The sequence below is a fragment of the Alteromonas sp. 5NW40-0090 genome, assembly GCF_057552975.1.
The window spans coordinates 173897-189046 of sequence record NZ_BAAJLT010000008.1 but is presented as its reverse complement, the minus strand read 5'-3'; the positions used below and the strand labels follow the sequence as shown (position 1 = coordinate 189046).

The window sequence follows — 15150 nt, the reverse complement described above, 5'->3', positions numbered from 1 at the left end:
TTGTAGTTTATACACTATTTTAAGCAACATTCAATGTCGGAATAATGCGTGCCTTTGCCTCTTCCTCAGCCTTTTTAAAGCTAGGCATTTTGTCGAAGTTTAAGTAGCGGAATACTTCACCCGACATTGCGTTAATTTTGCTAGCGTATTCCATGTATTCCTCAGCGGTAGGAATGCGGCCCACAATTGCCCCAACCGCGGCAAGCTCCGCTGAGGTCAAATAAACATTCGCGCCATCGCCCAAGCGGTTAGGGAAGTTTCGAGTAGATGTTGAAAGCACCGTTGTGCCCGCATCAACCCTTGCTTGGTTACCCATACAAAGTGAACACCCTGGCATTTCTGTTCGCACGCCTACACGACCATAATGTTGTAGTAGCCCTCTTCCATTAACTGGGCTTTGTCCATCTTAGTCGGTGGTGACATCCATAAACGGGTGGGCAGTGTTTTGTTGTATTGCTCAAGTAGCTTACCGGCTGCGCGGAAGTGACCAATGTTTGTCATACATGAACCAATAAATACCTCGTCTACCTTATCGCCTGCAACTTCAGATAAGGTTTTCGCGTCGTCCGGATCATTAGGGCAGCACACAATTGGCTCTTTAATATCGTTAAGGTCAATTTCGATTACCTCTGCATACTCAGCATCTGCATCGGCGCGCATCAATTCTGGGTTAGCTAACCATTCTTCCATTTTCTGTGCACGACGCTCTAGCGTACGTGGATCGCCATAACCTTCGTTAATCATCCAGCGAAGCATGGTAATGTTTGAACGCAGGTATTCAGCAATCGACGCTTCAGATAAGTTGATAGTACAACCGGCTGCTGAACGCTCCGCCGATGCGTCAGAAAGCTCGAACGCCTGTTCTACGGTTAAGTTCTCTAGCCCTTCGATTTCTAAAATACGGCCAGAGAAGGCGTTGATCTTGCCTTTTTTCTCGACCGTTAATAGGCCTTGTTTGATGGCGTACAGCGGAATGGCGTGTACCAAGTCGCGTAGCGTAATGCCCGGCTGCATTTCACCCTTAAATCGCACCAATACCGACTCGGGCATATCTAGCGGCATAACGCCGGTAGCCGCAGCGAACGCGACCAGCCCAGAACCTGCAGGAAATGAAATACCTAAGGGGAAACGAGTATGCGAGTCACCACCCGTGCCTACTGTGTCAGGCAGCAGCATGCGGTTTAACCAGCTGTGTATAATGCCGTCACCAGGACGAAGCGATACACCACCGCGATTCATTATAAAATCAGGTAGCGTGTGCTGCGTTTCTATATCCACCGGCTTTGGATAAGCGGCGGTGTGACAGAATGATTGCATGGTTAAATCGGCAGTAAAGCCAAGACAGGCTAGGTCTTTAAGCTCATCGCGGGTCATAGGGCCTGTAGTATCTTGTGAACCCACGGTAGTCATTTTTGGTTCGCAGTAGGTGCCTGGGCGAATACCGTCGACACCGCACGCCTTACCCACCATTTTCTGCGCTAGCGAGAAACCCGCTCCACTGTCTTTTGGCTGTTCAGGCGTACGGAATAAATCCGTTGGGCCTAAACCTAGTGTCTCACGCGCCTTCTCAGTAAGGCCACGACCAATAATCAGGTTGATACGTCCACCTGCGCGCACTTCATCCAGGATCACCTTCGACTTATAGCTGTATTCTGCAAGAAGTTCACCGGTTTCATGGTTGGTGATTTTGCCTTCAAACGGATAGATGTCTATCACATCACCCATGTTCATTTTTTCCACATCGGCTTCAAACACCAATGCACCGGCATCTTCCATCGTGTTAAAAAAGATAGGCGCGACTTTTGAACCAATGCACACACCGCCGCCTCGTTTATTAGGTACACCCGGTAAGTCTTCACCAAAGAACCACAACACAGAGTTGGTTGCCGACTTACGCGAGGAGCCTGTACCGACTACATCACCGACAAAAGCCACGGGATACCCCTTACTTTTGACTTCTTCTATTTGCGCCATTGGGCCTTTAACACCAGGCTCTTCTGGCTCTAGACCTTCGCGGGGCATCTTGTAAGCTGCCAGGGCGTGCAGAGGAATATCTGGGCGAGACCATGCGTCAGGGGCTGGCGACAAATCATCAGTGTTAGTTTCACCTGTTACTTTAAACACGGTGTAAGTGATTTTATCGTCCATTAACTTGCGCGACGTGAACCACTCACCTTCAGCCCAAGATTTAATAATATCAGTGGCGTATTCATTACCCGCTTTGTGCTTCTCTTCCACATCGTGATAGGCATCAAACATCAGCAACGTGTGTTTTAACTCCTTGGCAGCCAATGGCGCAAGGTCTTCATCGTCAAGTAGCTCTACTAACGTCGCAATGTTATAACCGCCATGCATATTACCTAATAACTCAACGGCTTTTTCTTTAGAGATAAGCTCACAGCTGTCTTCGCCTTTAGCGATTGCACTTAAAAAACCCGCTTTAACGTAGGCCGCTTCATCAACTCCAGGCGGTACGCGTTCTGAAATCAGTTCTAAAAGGAATTCGCCTTCACCCTCTGGCGGATTCTTTAATAAATCGACAAGGGCTGCTACTTGTTCAGCATTAAGCGGTTTAGGTGGAATATTTTGAGCGGCACGTTCTTCGACGTGATTGCGATAGTCTTGTAACACAGTCTCTTCCTCTAAGTTAGCTTGCGCAATGGGAGTAAACGGTCTTGTACGCACTTGACGCAAGGTGTGTTTAATAAATCATCAACAGTATAACTTCATGGGCTAAGTTTTGAAATTTTTAGCCCCTATTATCCGCTTATAATCGCTATTCATAAAGTTACTTTTGAACGCTAAAAGCGATTAACGAGCGGTACATAAGGTGACAAAAACAATTACTGGTTAAGTAAGTTATAGGGTTTTATATGCTGAAGACAAGGGGGTAGCTTTATGTGACGCTTGTTCAATTGAAGTGCATCGTAAAGGATAGATAACAGCTAATTAAAAGCTCGATATTGAGGCTATTTCGCTAATTAATATGGGTACTATTTTTTTGATAAATCAAAGCCGGGTCTAGTGCGAAGGTAGCTCGCAAACTTTGGCTTACCGTTTTTCGTTACACCGTAAAACTTAAAGGTTACCCAGCTACCTATAGCCGGAGGCGCTTGGCGCTCTTTGTTAGAAAATCCTGTTCCCAGTTTAAATCGAATGCCGTCAGATGTTTCTACCAACAGTGAACCCATCATGCCTTTAAATTTTCCTTTTCCTGGAAGTTGCGCCAACACTTTCGCTTCAGCATCTTCAAAATGTTTTACCTTTAGTAGATTGTCACTACGCCCTGCCTGGTAAAACGTCTTCCCATGATGAAGCATCAGCCCTTCACCACCGTTTTTGATTACTTGTTTAAGCTCTTCTTCAAGCGCGGTTAGAGACAAAAGTTTAAACTGAGGGATCACGTCAAACGTGGGGTTGGGAGTGGCCTTTTTAAGGCTATTAAGCTTGTTCAGTCGGCTGTCAAAACGCTGTCCTGCTACAGGCATGTCGAAGGCCATAAACCTAACTTTAGCCCAGCGTGTGTCTGGTATAGACGCTGCTGCAATGTCGTACGCGGTAGTTTCGGCCCCAGGCAAAGAATTAGCGACAAGTTGCGACTTACCTTCCGTTAACTTAGAAAGCACAATGGAAGCGGTAAGCTCAAACTGCCCTCTTGCAACCCAAAGTTCACCGTCAATTGTCGCTTTAGGCCAATTGGCGGTAAACCATGCTGGCGCAAATATCTTGTTGTTGTTTCGGGTCCTAAGTTCAGTGCCGTCCCATCGAGCACGAATACCGTCCAACTTTTCACTTACCCAGTAATCTTGAATGTTTATTTCTTGCTGGCTGCGGTCATATGGTTTGGCCAGCAGTAAACCATCGACAAGCTCATACTCCGTCTTGGCATCAACCTGGTTAACGGCAGTAAATAAAAACACACAAACAGCAGTAAGAAAATCTCGCATTGGCTCTTTCCATAAGTTGTCAAATGCAGCCCGTTCAAGCCATTGAAAGAGACTAAAACGACAAAGGCAGAGTAGATTACTCTGCCTTTGGACTTTTTTTAACTGTACGTAAGAAGGTTTTTGTTTGGCTGAAAAAGCCTTAGTCAGTGATGATATCAAGAACTGAGATAAGCACATCCTCGGCAAAGGCCTCACCAAACGTTCTTTCTTCGTCACGTCTCTTTTGGTAGGTCTCTAAACATGCGTTTAGCCGCTCATCGGCCGTATTCACTTCATAAACTTCAACGCGATTAGCTTGCTCAATACAGTGTTCAGTTTGCGCTGTCGAAACAGAACTGCATCCGCTCGTTACAGCGCAAATCCCAATCATAAAAACGGTGGCAATATTGTTTATACGATTAATTTTGCTTTGGTATTTCAATGTAGCTTACTCATCCAGTAAATCATGCAAACGCTTTTGTCTATCTGTATAAACTTGGTAACCATCGTGCTGCGGTGTCGAAAGCTCCAAAGCCTTGTTTACGCTCTCAAGTGCTTTTTTATACTCACCCATTTGCTCGTAACCATACGCTATGCCGTTATACGGGTCAGGCATTTCAGGGTACTTAGCTATATCGTGCTTAAACAGCTCAATAGCCTTCTCATAATTTTCAGAGCGCACATAATGATAACCTAATTCTCTAATTACCCATTCAGGCGCCTCTAATTTTTCCCCGCGTTGCTTTGAAACGCGATCGTAATATTTGGCAATGCTTTGAATATCACCATCGAACTGTTCAGGCCTTAAATAAGCTGACAAGAACAGGTTGTGATAAGCACTAAAAATAGACGCTGCCGTAACCAAGTTGTGCCGAACACCTGCATATTCATCATTTACCCACCTCAAACCAGCAGGTTGGTTTGCCCGCATACCCAAAATCATATCATCATAGTAGGGTCGCATTGGCGCCGGTTCGTTGCCTATAGACGTATAGATATAGTGATCCAGTTGACTGGAAGATTTAAAAAACGCAACCGTTCTTTTTGCCGGCGCGCCATAGTTCCACCACACCGCAGGACTATAGGCAATCACAGCCTTAAAAAGCTCAGGATTTTGAGTGAGCGCATACAACCCGAATACACCACCAGCGGAACCGCCAGCTATCACCCGAAAATCATGCACCCGGTATTTATTCTCGACCATTGGGATAAGTTCAGTGGTTATAAAAGACAAAAAGTTTGCCCCGCCCCCGCCATAACCTACAGGCCCGTATGGGTCTTCATTTGCCGTAGGGAAAAGATCTCGAAAACGATCGGTATTTTCAATGGCGACTATAATTACTTCTGGCGCAGCATTTTCAGATTGAAGTGATTCAAGTACCGCATTCATTATAGGTAGATAAACCGCACCATCTAACCGATAAATTACAGGGTACTTCTTATCGGGGTTTTCTGCGTAGCCTTTAGGAAGTTGAACAACGACTTCTCGTTCTTCCTTCAACACTTTAGATTCGAACTTCTCTACTTTCAGTTCGTAGTTTTTTGCTTCTTCGTTAGATTCAGCTTGAATTGACGAGCTAGCAAAAAGACACACTAATACGGTTAGCGTAATACGCTTGAATAACATAAGGGTTAAGTCCTTTTATTTGAAAGCACCTTATTTAGAGCTATGCTAAACGCTTAAATAGCCAGCTTTTTATGGGTGAGTTAATTATTTAAGTGAGCTTTTAGTTAACACTACTTGGTATACAAATTTTAAGCAACAAACAAAAAGAGTTGCCTACTCTCACACCTTTATTAATGCCTATCATCACCATAATAAGGTTGTCCATATTTAGCGTTCTTGTTGGCTCGAACTTTGCCATAATTCTGCGATAGTGTTTAATTGAGACTGTTCCGATAGCTATTTATCTCAATAACATACAGTTCTCGCTCATCAACCGCACCTCATTGGTGCAAACAATAAATTAAATAAGGTCAATATGCGCTTAAGTAGTTTTGTTTTATTCGTGTGTATATCGCTATCGTCGTTAGCCAATGACGATACTAGTCAGTACGGTCCAAAAGATTTTTCCAATGTAACAAACAAATGGACAGCCGTGGTTGCTGCTTACGAGCCAGAAATTGAAGCCATTGACGCCGCGTTTGCAACTATGGACGACGCTCAAATTACGCGAACGGTTTATATTAAAGGGGTAAAGTACCAGTTGGGTACTTATAAAGGTGAGCCCATTGTTGTATTTAGTACGGGTGTCAGTATTACTAACGCAGCAATGACCGTACAGATGGCGTTGGATTACTTCCCTATTGATAAGCTGGTTATGATGGGTATTGCTGGGGCCATAAACCCCAAATACACACCTGGCGATATCGCAGTACCTGAACGTTGGTATTTTCACGACGAGTCAGTCTATATCAACCCGAAGAAAGATGACGCCAGCGCCTACGAGCTTCCGGACTATTACGCTAAACAGCTTGAGTATTACAAAGCACGACGTGATACAGATAAGCACGCACCTAACTACAAAAACATTGGTTTTATTCACCCTACCGAGGTGGCAGTAGTTAAAGAGGGTTGGGACACACGGAGAAGAATGCCCTATTTTACTGCCGACAAAACGTTATTGGAAATGGCAAAACGCGCGCTCACAAAGATCCCGCCTATCACTATGCCATCTGGTAAGGAAATACTGGTTGATATAGGTGGAAATGGAGTAACAGGTTCGGTATTCGTAGACAACGCTAAATACCGCGAGTGGCTGCGTGACGTCTACACGGCTGATGTTGCGGAAATGGAATCAGCGACCGTCGCACAGGTGAGTTTCGTTAACGACGTAGACTGGTTAATTATCCGCTCAATTAGCGACTTAGCGGGCGGTCAGCACGGTAAAAATGTTGAGAATGTATTTGACGCAATAGCCTCTGGCACCGGCACCAAGCTGCTACTTGGCATACTCGACGAACTCGTAGCCACCGCCCCCAAATAACAAATAAATGGGGTCAGAGTCTGAGGGATCCCCACGAATTTAATTTCATGTTCCTTCAGCCCAGGCTGCGTCAAGTATAGAGCTGTACCACTTGAGTGCAGCTTTCCACTGTCGCATAGTAAATCGTATTCGACAAGCGACAGCCCTGAGTCCAAGGTAATGGAATGACAGCACGCTTCTGGTTTCGGTATTGGCTTGGAAGCGCCGATGCTTATTCGATGAGACGAGCACCATACCCAGTAATATAGCCACGAGTGACGCTAACGTCGTCAGCAATACCAGTATTGTTAGACGCTGCTTTTTCACGCTTTTATTCTGCTCGTAGCCAAGCCCGAACTTCGTACTTTTCATGTCTCTAAAGCCTTCTTCAATTTGCATTCGTTGCCTGTAAATAGCCACGACCTGTTTCGATAAGCTTCGGTGAGACGCCAGTGATGTGGCTAATAGCCACGGGTCTTTTGCCCCTTGCGCATGAACTTTTGAGCGTTTTGAGGCTTTACGTGTACCATCTGGATTTGAAGCATGACGTCCTTTAGATTTCTGTTTAAACAGAACTAGCGTGCAGGTAAAGGGGTTGCTCCTTACTATTTGGCTGTTATCAAAACGCTTCGGTCGACAGGTTGCTTTTGCATAAAGATTACGAATACACTGCCACGTATTTCCTCTATCAAGCGAGTAAAGATGTGGCTTGCGGATACGTCCAACAATGTCCCATCCTAGGGCCCTAACTTCTCTAAACCAAGGCGATTTATACCCTGCGTCGGTGACGATAATGGGGCGGCAATTTGAAGGTAACATGGCGTGTAATGTCTTTAAGAATGCCTTGTGAGTGGCAGGTTTTTCTTTGGTCTTGTTGCAATGCACTTCTTGATAAAGTGTGACGGGCCGACCTTTTAAAGATATTGCCGCGCGTAAAAGAAAATGCGCTTTACGGTCGTCTAAATCTGACCAGTCGATTGAAATAACAGGGCGTGTTGTGTTGCCGCAAAATAGCTGGCATATAGATGCATAGATGAGTGGTGTTTCACTTAGTAAATGCGGGTTTGAGAGCAAGCGGTCAGCACGCTTAATCCGATGTTTTTCAAAGGCTTTAGTGTTGATTCCTCGACCTATGCTGGTTACGGTCGCAGCGCTTCCATTAAGCAGACTTTTGACGCACGCCGTGACCGCATTTAGACGAGTTTTATGCATTTTATAGCTGACAAGCGATACGACTTTGTTCACAATAGATAGGGCATTCATGGCTGTTTGGCCTCAGTGAAGTTTGGCGATTGATCTGATCACCAAACGTCATGAATGTTCCTATCTTTTTTATCTTATTGATATCGCAATATTATTTGTGGGGATCCCTCAGACTCTGACCCCATTATTTCAGGTATAAAAAAGCCCCAACCTAGGTTGGGGCTTTTTAATGTTTATTTAGCGTTAAATGCTTAAACGCGCTTAACAGCTACATCAGCTTCGAACTTAGGCTTAACTGCCAAGTCTTCTGAAGGTGGGGCAAACTTAGTTAGATCAATGCCTGCAACAGCTTGCTTGTACTCTTCAGTTGTTGGGAAACGACCAAGCACGGTTGAAAGTACTACTAGCGGCGTAGAGCCCAGTAGTGATTCACCTTTCTTCTCAGCAGAGTCAGCTACAACACGGCCTTGGAAAAGACGTGTAGACGTTGCAATAACGGTATCGCCCGGCTCAGCTTTTTCTTGGTTACCCATACATAGGTTACATCCAGGACGCTCTAGGTAAAGAATGTTGTCGTACTTAGTACGCGCAGCTTCTTTAGGCTTAGCATCGTCGAATTCGAAGCCTGCGTATTTCGCAAGTACTTCCCAGTCGCCTTCTGCTTTAAGCTCGTCAACGATGTTGTATGTAGGTGGCGCAACAACAAGTGGCGCTTTGAACTCTACAGAGCCGTTAAGCTTCTCTAGGTTACGTAGCATTTGTGCGATAATTTGCATGTCGCCTTTGTGAACCATACAAGAACCTACGAAACCTAGGTCTACTGGCTTACCATCGTAGTAAGAAACAGGGCGAATTACGTCGTGGGTATAACGCTTAGACACGTCTTCGTTGTTTACGTCCGGGTCAGCAATCATTGGCTCATCGATTTGATCTAGGTCGATAACCACTTCTGCGTAGTACTTAGCGTTGTCATCTGGTGCAAGCGCTGGTACTTCGCCAGACTTGATTTCAGCAATACGCTTGTCAGCAAGGTCGATTAGACCTTGAAGCATGTTCGCTTCGTTATCCATACCTTTATCGATCATGATTTGGATACGGCTCTTAGCAAGCTCAAGTGACGCAACCATAGTCTCATTGTCAGAAATACAGATTGACGCTTTCGCTTTCATTTCTGCAGACCAGTCAGTAAACGTAAACGCTTGGTCAGCAAGTAGAGTACCGATTTGTACTTCAATTACGCGACCTTGGAACACGTTCTCGCCAGCGAATTGCTTAAGCATTTGAGCTTGAGTAGCGTGAACCACATCACGGAAGTCCATGTGCTCTTTCATGCTACCTTTAAAGGTAACTTTCACAGACTCTGGAATTGGCATTGCCGCTTCACCTGTCGCAAGCGCTAGTGCTACCGTACCTGAGTCGGCACCGAATGCTACACCTTTTGACATACGAGTGTGCGAGTCACCACCAATGATGATGGCGCGGTCGTCTACGGTGATGTCGTTAAGCACTTTGTGAATAACGTCAGTCATTGAGTGATAAACACCTTTAGGGTCACGTGCTGTGATTACGCCAAAGTTGTTCATGAATGACATTAGCTTAGGAATGTTAGCCTGTGCTTTCTTATCCCATACCGATGCAGTGTGACAACCAGATTGGTATGCACCGTCAACAGTAGGTGAAATAGTTGATGCCGCCATAGACTCTAGCTCTTGGCAAGTCATTGGGCCAGTGGTGTCCTGAGAGCCTACAATGTTAACCTTAACACGAACGTCAGAACCTGCGTGAAGCGGCGCATCTGAATTTACGCCTACCGCATTGCGGTTAAAGATTTTTTCTACAGCAGTAAGACCTTGGCCTTCGTGAGAAACTTCTTTCGATTGCGCGTAAACTGCTGGAGCTTCAACACCTAGTGTACGTGCAGCAAACGATTGTAGCTGCTTACCGAATACTACGGCGTAAGAACCACCCGCTTTCATGAACTCCATTTTCTGAGGAGTGAATGAGGCAGATACGTCAGCTAGCTCTTCTGAACCGTTGAAAAGCTTCTTCGCTTTGGTATCGATAGTCAGTACCGTACCCGTTGCTACAGAGTAAGCTTCTTCAAGCACTGGGTCGCCGTTTGCATCGCGAACTACTTCGCCGTTTTCGTCTGTTTTCTTAACCCAGTTTTTAAGGTCAAGACCAATACCACCGGTCACATCTACTGTAGTAAGGAAGATCGGTGCGATACCGTTAGTACCAGCAACAATTGGCGCTTTGTTTACAAATGGAATGTAAGGGCTTGTTGGCTCACCAGCCCATAGCGCAACGTTGTTCACACCAGACATACGTGATGAACCTACACCCATTGTGCCTTTTTCAGCAATAAGCATAACTTTTGCGTTAGGGTGCTTTTTACCTAGATCAACAATTTCTTGCTGCGCTTCAGGAGAAATCATGCACTGGCCATGAAGTTCACGGTCTGCACGAGAGTGCGCTTGGTTACCTGGAGAAAGAAGGTCAGTTGAGATATCACCTTCAGCGGCAATGTAAGTTACTACTTCAATCTTTTCTGGAACGTCAGGAAGCTTGGTAAAGAATTCAGCTTTTGCGTAGCTTTCTAGTACGTCTTTAGCAATGGCGTTACCCGCTTTAAATGCTGTTTCTAGACGTTCAGTATCTGCTTCGTATAGATAAACTTGAGTCTTCAATACTTCTGCAGCTGGCTTGGCAACTGCTTCATCATCAGAAAGTGCAAGGTCTAGAAGTGCTTCTACAGACGGACCACCTTTCATGTGTGAAAGTAGCTCAAGTGCAAACTCTGGCGTGATTTCTTCTACTTTTTCTTCGCCAAGTACAATTTCTTTCAAAAATTGTGCTTTAACACCAGCAGCAGGCGTAGTTCCTGGCAAGGTGTTATAGATAAAGAATTTTAGAGAGTCTTCGCGGTGCTCGTTTGTTGTATCTTTAATTTGAGCAATAATTTCAGACAGCAGTTCTGCACTGTCAATTGGCTTAGGGTTAAGACCTAATTCCGTTTTACGGGTTTCGATCTCTGCCAGATATTCTGAATACAAACTCATATAGTTCTCTCGGTCTTAGTTTTACTTGGGCGTAGTGTTAAGTCGGTCTTAGCTATACGCATATAAAAATGAGGGATATTTTAACTGATTTTTAGCAGTTACGTAATGACTGAAAGTGATCAGTTGGTTATACAGCCGCTCAAACCAAAGCTGAATAAACAGCATAGAGCATAGGCGAAAAAAATGACATTTTGACAAAAACAAACTTTAAACATTAAATTCAGTCACTTACAGAAATATGAACGGAGATGCATAAGCATCTTCAACAAGAATGGTTTGACCAATGAAGATAAATAATAGTGTTGCACTTATGACAAAGATTCATTCTATTTATGGTGCTACCAGTACAAATTACCATCAACTTTAAAGCAAAATTTCAGTTTATTGGTTTTTTATTGTGCTTTGTTCTGTTTAGGTGAAACTTTTACCAGCTTGGCATTCTCACCGTCTGTTAGAAGAAGTAGGTTGCCTTGATGATCAACCGCTATATCTCTCAACCGCATTTCTAGTTCGTCAAAAACCTTCGTAGAAACATACGTACTCGAAGTTTTATTGACCGCATATAAGGCTTTAGCTTTCAAACTGGTAACAAGCAAGGTATCGGTCAGCATTGGATATTGATCATCTGAGTAGTAAATCATAGATGATGGCGCGATGGATGGCGTCCAATCCACAATGGGGTCTGTCATACCAGGATAGGTTGAAAAAGGTGATATTCTGGCGCCTGAGTAGTCTTTTCCTAAAGTGACGACAGGCCAACCATAGTTTGCGCCTTTGTAAAGCAGGTTAACCTCATCGCCGCCGTCTGGACCGTGCTCATGCAGAAATACTTGTCCTTGTGGCCCTTTAACCAAACCTTGCGGGTTGCGATGCCCCAACGTATATACGTAGGGGCTATCAGGATATGTAGGATTTGCTAGCGGCTTGCCGTTTATGTTGAAGCCCAGTACCTTTCCCAATTGTGAACTAACAACCTGTGCTTGCTCGCGATAATCAAACCCGTCACCGGTAGTGACTAGAAAGCTCGGTGCTTGGCTTACGTCGCTACTTTCCAACTGAAGAAGCTTCCCGCCATAGTGTACAGGCGTATCTTTCGTTTGCTCCACTTCAATTACGGGTTCGATGTTACTAATGCCAGAGGTGAGAGAAAGCTCACCTTTTACTACAGCAAGACGGTTAGCATCATCACTACCCTTGGAATAACTGAGTAATACAGTGGGATTGGCGGGGAACTGAGAAGGGATAAGAATCTCTAGCACACCTCCCTGCCCTTTTGTATACAAGTCACCAAGCGCTAAAGAAAATCTAGATATATTTCCGCTGTCATCAAGAATAATGAGTTCACCATCTCTTGTTACTACCAATATACGCGTAGTTGCTTGCTCTTTGTCTATAAGGGTTGTTAACGCCTTCGGGTGCGCTAAAGAGGTTACCAAATCTTCTATCATTACATTATCAGCAAAGCTTTCTATCGCTGGCGATACAAGCTTCAACACTGCATGGTTATCAATCTTAGAGGTAGGTTTAACAGAGTTGTCAGAAACAAGACTTGAAGCAAGAGCCTGCGTAAATGCCCCGCTAACAAACGCGAAAGCCAATAAACTACTTATCATACGCCCTGATTTCATTGTAATTGTCCTCGTTAATCAAACCTGACTCTAGCTACAATGGTACACTTCTTTTGAAAGCTCAATATAACTACATTCATTGTTTTTGTTGCGCTTTGATGAAGGTTAATTCATGGTATTGACCGACAAAATTTGGAATCTGAAACATGAAAAACCTTACTCGCCGCGCTATTTTTCATTTTGTCCCATCTTGGGCTGTGGGTTTTCTACTTGCAAGTGTGTTCCACTCAACTGCGGTTTTAATGGCTCTTATAGGTATCAACGTTGAATTAAACGTCAATGATTGGCTCTCCATGCTGTGGCAGGATGCGTTCGGCCTTTTGCCAAGTTACGGCGTCATTATTGCAATTACTCTGTTGCTTGCTTTTTTAACTACGCACTTTGCTATAAAACGCTTTAATTTTAATAACGTAAACACCGATATGCATAGCAAACGACTTATTCTCTTCGCGCTAGCCGGTGGTTTATCTTTTCTTTTAATGTTAGTAGCCATGCAACCTATACTAAACGTTACCCTTATTGCGGGCGCTCGCTCCACTCTTGGCCTACTCGCGCAGTGCACCGCCGGCATGTGCGCAGGTGCCGTTTACAGCAAATTAAGTAATAGTGTTAACGATTATTGATAACTGCGACTTATACTATTAAATAAGCCAACACTGATGTAAATAAAAAGTTAAGTTTGCTAATGTAAGTCATAGACTGAATATTCTTGCCTTACTAGGAAAAAGCAACATGATAACTTATCCAGATAATGTGACGTGTCTCGCCGACTATATTGAAAGTGTTTTGCACAAGTTCGCAGACAAACCCGCATATACGGCACTTGGGCAAACTCTCACGTTTGCCGAAATTGACAATAAGTCATCAGCACTAGCACGCTATTTCGTGCATGAGGCAAAACTTTCTCCTGGTACCAAGGTCGCAATCCAGCTTCCTAATCTAATTCAAAACCCTATTGTTGTTTACGCCGCTCTACGCGCTGGACTCGTTGTGGTAAACACAAATCCTCTGTATACCGAGCGTGAGATGAAGCACCAGTTTACCGATAGCGGTGCAAAAGCATTAGTTATCTTAAGCGACTTACTTCCCAAGTTCGCCAGCATAAAAGATGACACAGGTATCGAAACAGTGATTACCACTTCAGCGACAGAGCTGCTAGACCCTAGTACAGCGCCAACGCTAGACGGGACGGTTTCTTTTAGCAAAGCAATTGAAATGGGAAGTGCACTGCCCACATTCTCTCGCCCTTCAATAAAATTAGACGAACTCGCCATGCTGCAATACACCGGCGGAACGACAGGTGTTTCTAAGGGCGCTGCGCTTAGTAATAAGAATGTTCTAGCTAACTGCGTACAAATGCTTGACCGCATAGGTGAAGGTTTTAAAGACGGCGAAGAAGTGTTGGTGTGCCCGTTGCCTCTTTATCATATCTATGCGTTTACGGTCGGTATGATGGCGCTTTTTGCAAAAGGCACGCACATTATTCTTATTCCTAATCCAAGGGACATAGACGGTTTCATTCAAACCCTCAAGCCTCATAAAATATCGGCCTTTATGGGTATAAATACGCTATTTGTCGGACTTGGACGACATCCAGAATTTGCAAAACTCGACTTTTCTCAACTACACCTCACTATGTCTGGCGGTACTGCGCTCACCCAAGCTGCAGTATCAATTTGGCGAGACGTAACAGGGAATACTATTACCGAAGGCTATGGGTTATCAGAAACTGCCCCCGTTGTTTCATTTAATATTCCAGGCAATGAAGAAATAGGTACTGTTGGGCATGAACTAGAAGACACAGAGGTAGCACTTCTTGATAGTTATGATAAACCTGTAGCTGAGGGAGAGTCTGGACAAATAGCAGTGCGTGGTCCACAAGTAATGCTGGGCTATTGGAACCGCGATGACGAAACCGCAAAAGTGATGACCGAAGACGGCTTCTTCAAAACCGGGGATATTGGTATTCGTACAGAATCTGGAGCAATTAAAATTGTAGACCGCTTAAAAGACATGATTATTGTCTCTGGGTTTAATGTGTATCCCAATGAGATTGAGGAAGTGCTAACGTCTCATCCTGACATAATGGAAGCGGCTGTTGTAGGTCAACCAGACGACAAAACTGGTGAGCGCGTTTGTGCCTTTATCACTGTTGCAAACGACATAGGTATCGATAAGGTAACAGCGTATTGTAAGCAGCATCTTACCAACTACAAAATCCCTAAATCGATTACCGTTCTTGAAGAGCTACCTAAATCTACAGTGGGCAAAATTCTCCGTAGAGAACTACGTAGCGCGTGACACCACGGAAACGGCTGATCTTTATAAAGGTTGGCCGTTTTTACTTATAAATCAGTTTATTGCT

The 15150-nt window shown here is 44.5% G+C and carries 9 protein-coding genes and 1 pseudogene; 3 read left to right on the top strand and 7 right to left on the bottom strand.

Translation table 11 applies throughout. The annotated features are described in order from the left end of the window. Window positions 1-19: 19 nt before the first annotated feature. From acnB to AC27KT_RS11720, 4 genes and pseudogenes are all read right to left on the bottom strand, one after another. Window positions 20-2631: pseudogene (acnB, locus tag AC27KT_RS11735) on the bottom strand (bifunctional aconitate hydratase 2/2-methylisocitrate dehydratase). Between the two features lie 362 nt (window positions 2632-2993). Continuing rightward, window positions 2994-3947, bottom strand: coding sequence for a DNA ligase (locus AC27KT_RS11730; RefSeq protein ID WP_487130148.1), 954 nt, complete (start codon window positions 3945-3947; stop codon window positions 2994-2996). 139 nt (window positions 3948-4086) lie between these two features. Further along, complete coding sequence (locus tag AC27KT_RS11725; RefSeq protein ID WP_487130146.1) at window positions 4087-4368, bottom strand: DNA ligase; 282 nt, start codon at window positions 4366-4368, stop codon at window positions 4087-4089. A 6-nt stretch (window positions 4369-4374) separates the two neighbouring features. Continuing rightward, the gene (locus tag AC27KT_RS11720; RefSeq protein WP_487130144.1) at window positions 4375-5553 is read right to left on the bottom strand and encodes an alpha/beta hydrolase-fold protein; all 1179 of its coding nucleotides are present in this window, start codon (window positions 5551-5553) and stop codon (window positions 4375-4377) included. 355 nt (window positions 5554-5908) lie between these two features. Here AC27KT_RS11720 and AC27KT_RS11715 point away from each other — a divergent pair, with 355 nt between their 5' ends. Continuing rightward, complete coding sequence (locus AC27KT_RS11715) at window positions 5909-6913, top strand: 5'-methylthioadenosine/S-adenosylhomocysteine nucleosidase family protein (RefSeq protein WP_487130142.1); 1005 nt, start codon at window positions 5909-5911, stop codon at window positions 6911-6913. Window positions 6914-6958: 45 nt separating this feature from the next. Here the strand turns inward: AC27KT_RS11715 and AC27KT_RS11710 are convergent, their stop codons facing one another. The 3 genes from AC27KT_RS11710 to AC27KT_RS11700 all read right to left on the bottom strand — a co-directional run bounded on the left by AC27KT_RS11710 (window position 6959) and on the right by AC27KT_RS11700 (window position 12785). After that, window positions 6959-8155, bottom strand: a complete 1197-nt coding sequence (locus AC27KT_RS11710) for an IS4 family transposase (protein WP_487130140.1) — start codon at window positions 8153-8155, stop codon at window positions 6959-6961. A gap of 191 nt (window positions 8156-8346) precedes the next feature. Further along, complete coding sequence (locus AC27KT_RS11705) at window positions 8347-11157, bottom strand: bifunctional aconitate hydratase 2/2-methylisocitrate dehydratase (protein ID WP_487130138.1); 2811 nt, start codon at window positions 11155-11157, stop codon at window positions 8347-8349. 392 nt (window positions 11158-11549) lie between these two features. Then, window positions 11550-12785 (bottom strand): PQQ-dependent sugar dehydrogenase, encoded by a 1236-nt coding sequence (locus AC27KT_RS11700; RefSeq protein ID WP_487130136.1) that lies wholly within the window; start codon window positions 12783-12785, stop codon window positions 11550-11552. A 146-nt stretch (window positions 12786-12931) separates the two neighbouring features. Here AC27KT_RS11700 and AC27KT_RS11695 point away from each other — a divergent pair, with 146 nt between their 5' ends. Next, window positions 12932-13408 carry a hypothetical protein gene (locus AC27KT_RS11695; protein ID WP_487130134.1) on the top strand — a complete coding sequence of 159 codons (477 nt, stop codon included), beginning with the start codon at window positions 12932-12934 and terminating at the stop codon, window positions 13406-13408. Window positions 13409-13517: 109 nt separating this feature from the next. Then, window positions 13518-15086, top strand: a complete 1569-nt coding sequence (locus AC27KT_RS11690; protein ID WP_487130132.1) for an AMP-binding protein — start codon at window positions 13518-13520, stop codon at window positions 15084-15086. Window positions 15087-15150: the final 64 nt, after the last annotated feature.

What these genes read in the sequence shown, in the direction of transcription:
- AC27KT_RS11715 (WP_487130142.1), top strand. Translation starts at nt 5,909, where the DNA reads ATGCGCTTAAGTAGTTTTGTTTTATTCGTGTGTATATCGCTATCGTCG.
- AC27KT_RS11700 (WP_487130136.1), bottom strand. Translation starts at nt 12,785, where the DNA reads ATGAAATCAGGGCGTATGATAAGTAGTTTATTGGCTTTCGCGTTTGTT.
- AC27KT_RS11690 (WP_487130132.1), top strand. Translation starts at nt 13,518, where the DNA reads ATGATAACTTATCCAGATAATGTGACGTGTCTCGCCGACTATATTGAA.
- AC27KT_RS11730 (WP_487130148.1), bottom strand. Translation starts at nt 3,947, where the DNA reads ATGCGAGATTTTCTTACTGCTGTTTGTGTGTTTTTATTTACTGCCGTT.
- AC27KT_RS11695 (WP_487130134.1), top strand. Translation starts at nt 12,932, where the DNA reads ATGAAAAACCTTACTCGCCGCGCTATTTTTCATTTTGTCCCATCTTGG.
- AC27KT_RS11710 (WP_487130140.1), bottom strand. Translation starts at nt 8,155, where the DNA reads ATGAATGCCCTATCTATTGTGAACAAAGTCGTATCGCTTGTCAGCTAT.
- AC27KT_RS11705 (WP_487130138.1), bottom strand. Translation starts at nt 11,157, where the DNA reads ATGAGTTTGTATTCAGAATATCTGGCAGAGATCGAAACCCGTAAAACG.
- AC27KT_RS11720 (WP_487130144.1), bottom strand. Translation starts at nt 5,553, where the DNA reads ATGTTATTCAAGCGTATTACGCTAACCGTATTAGTGTGTCTTTTTGCT.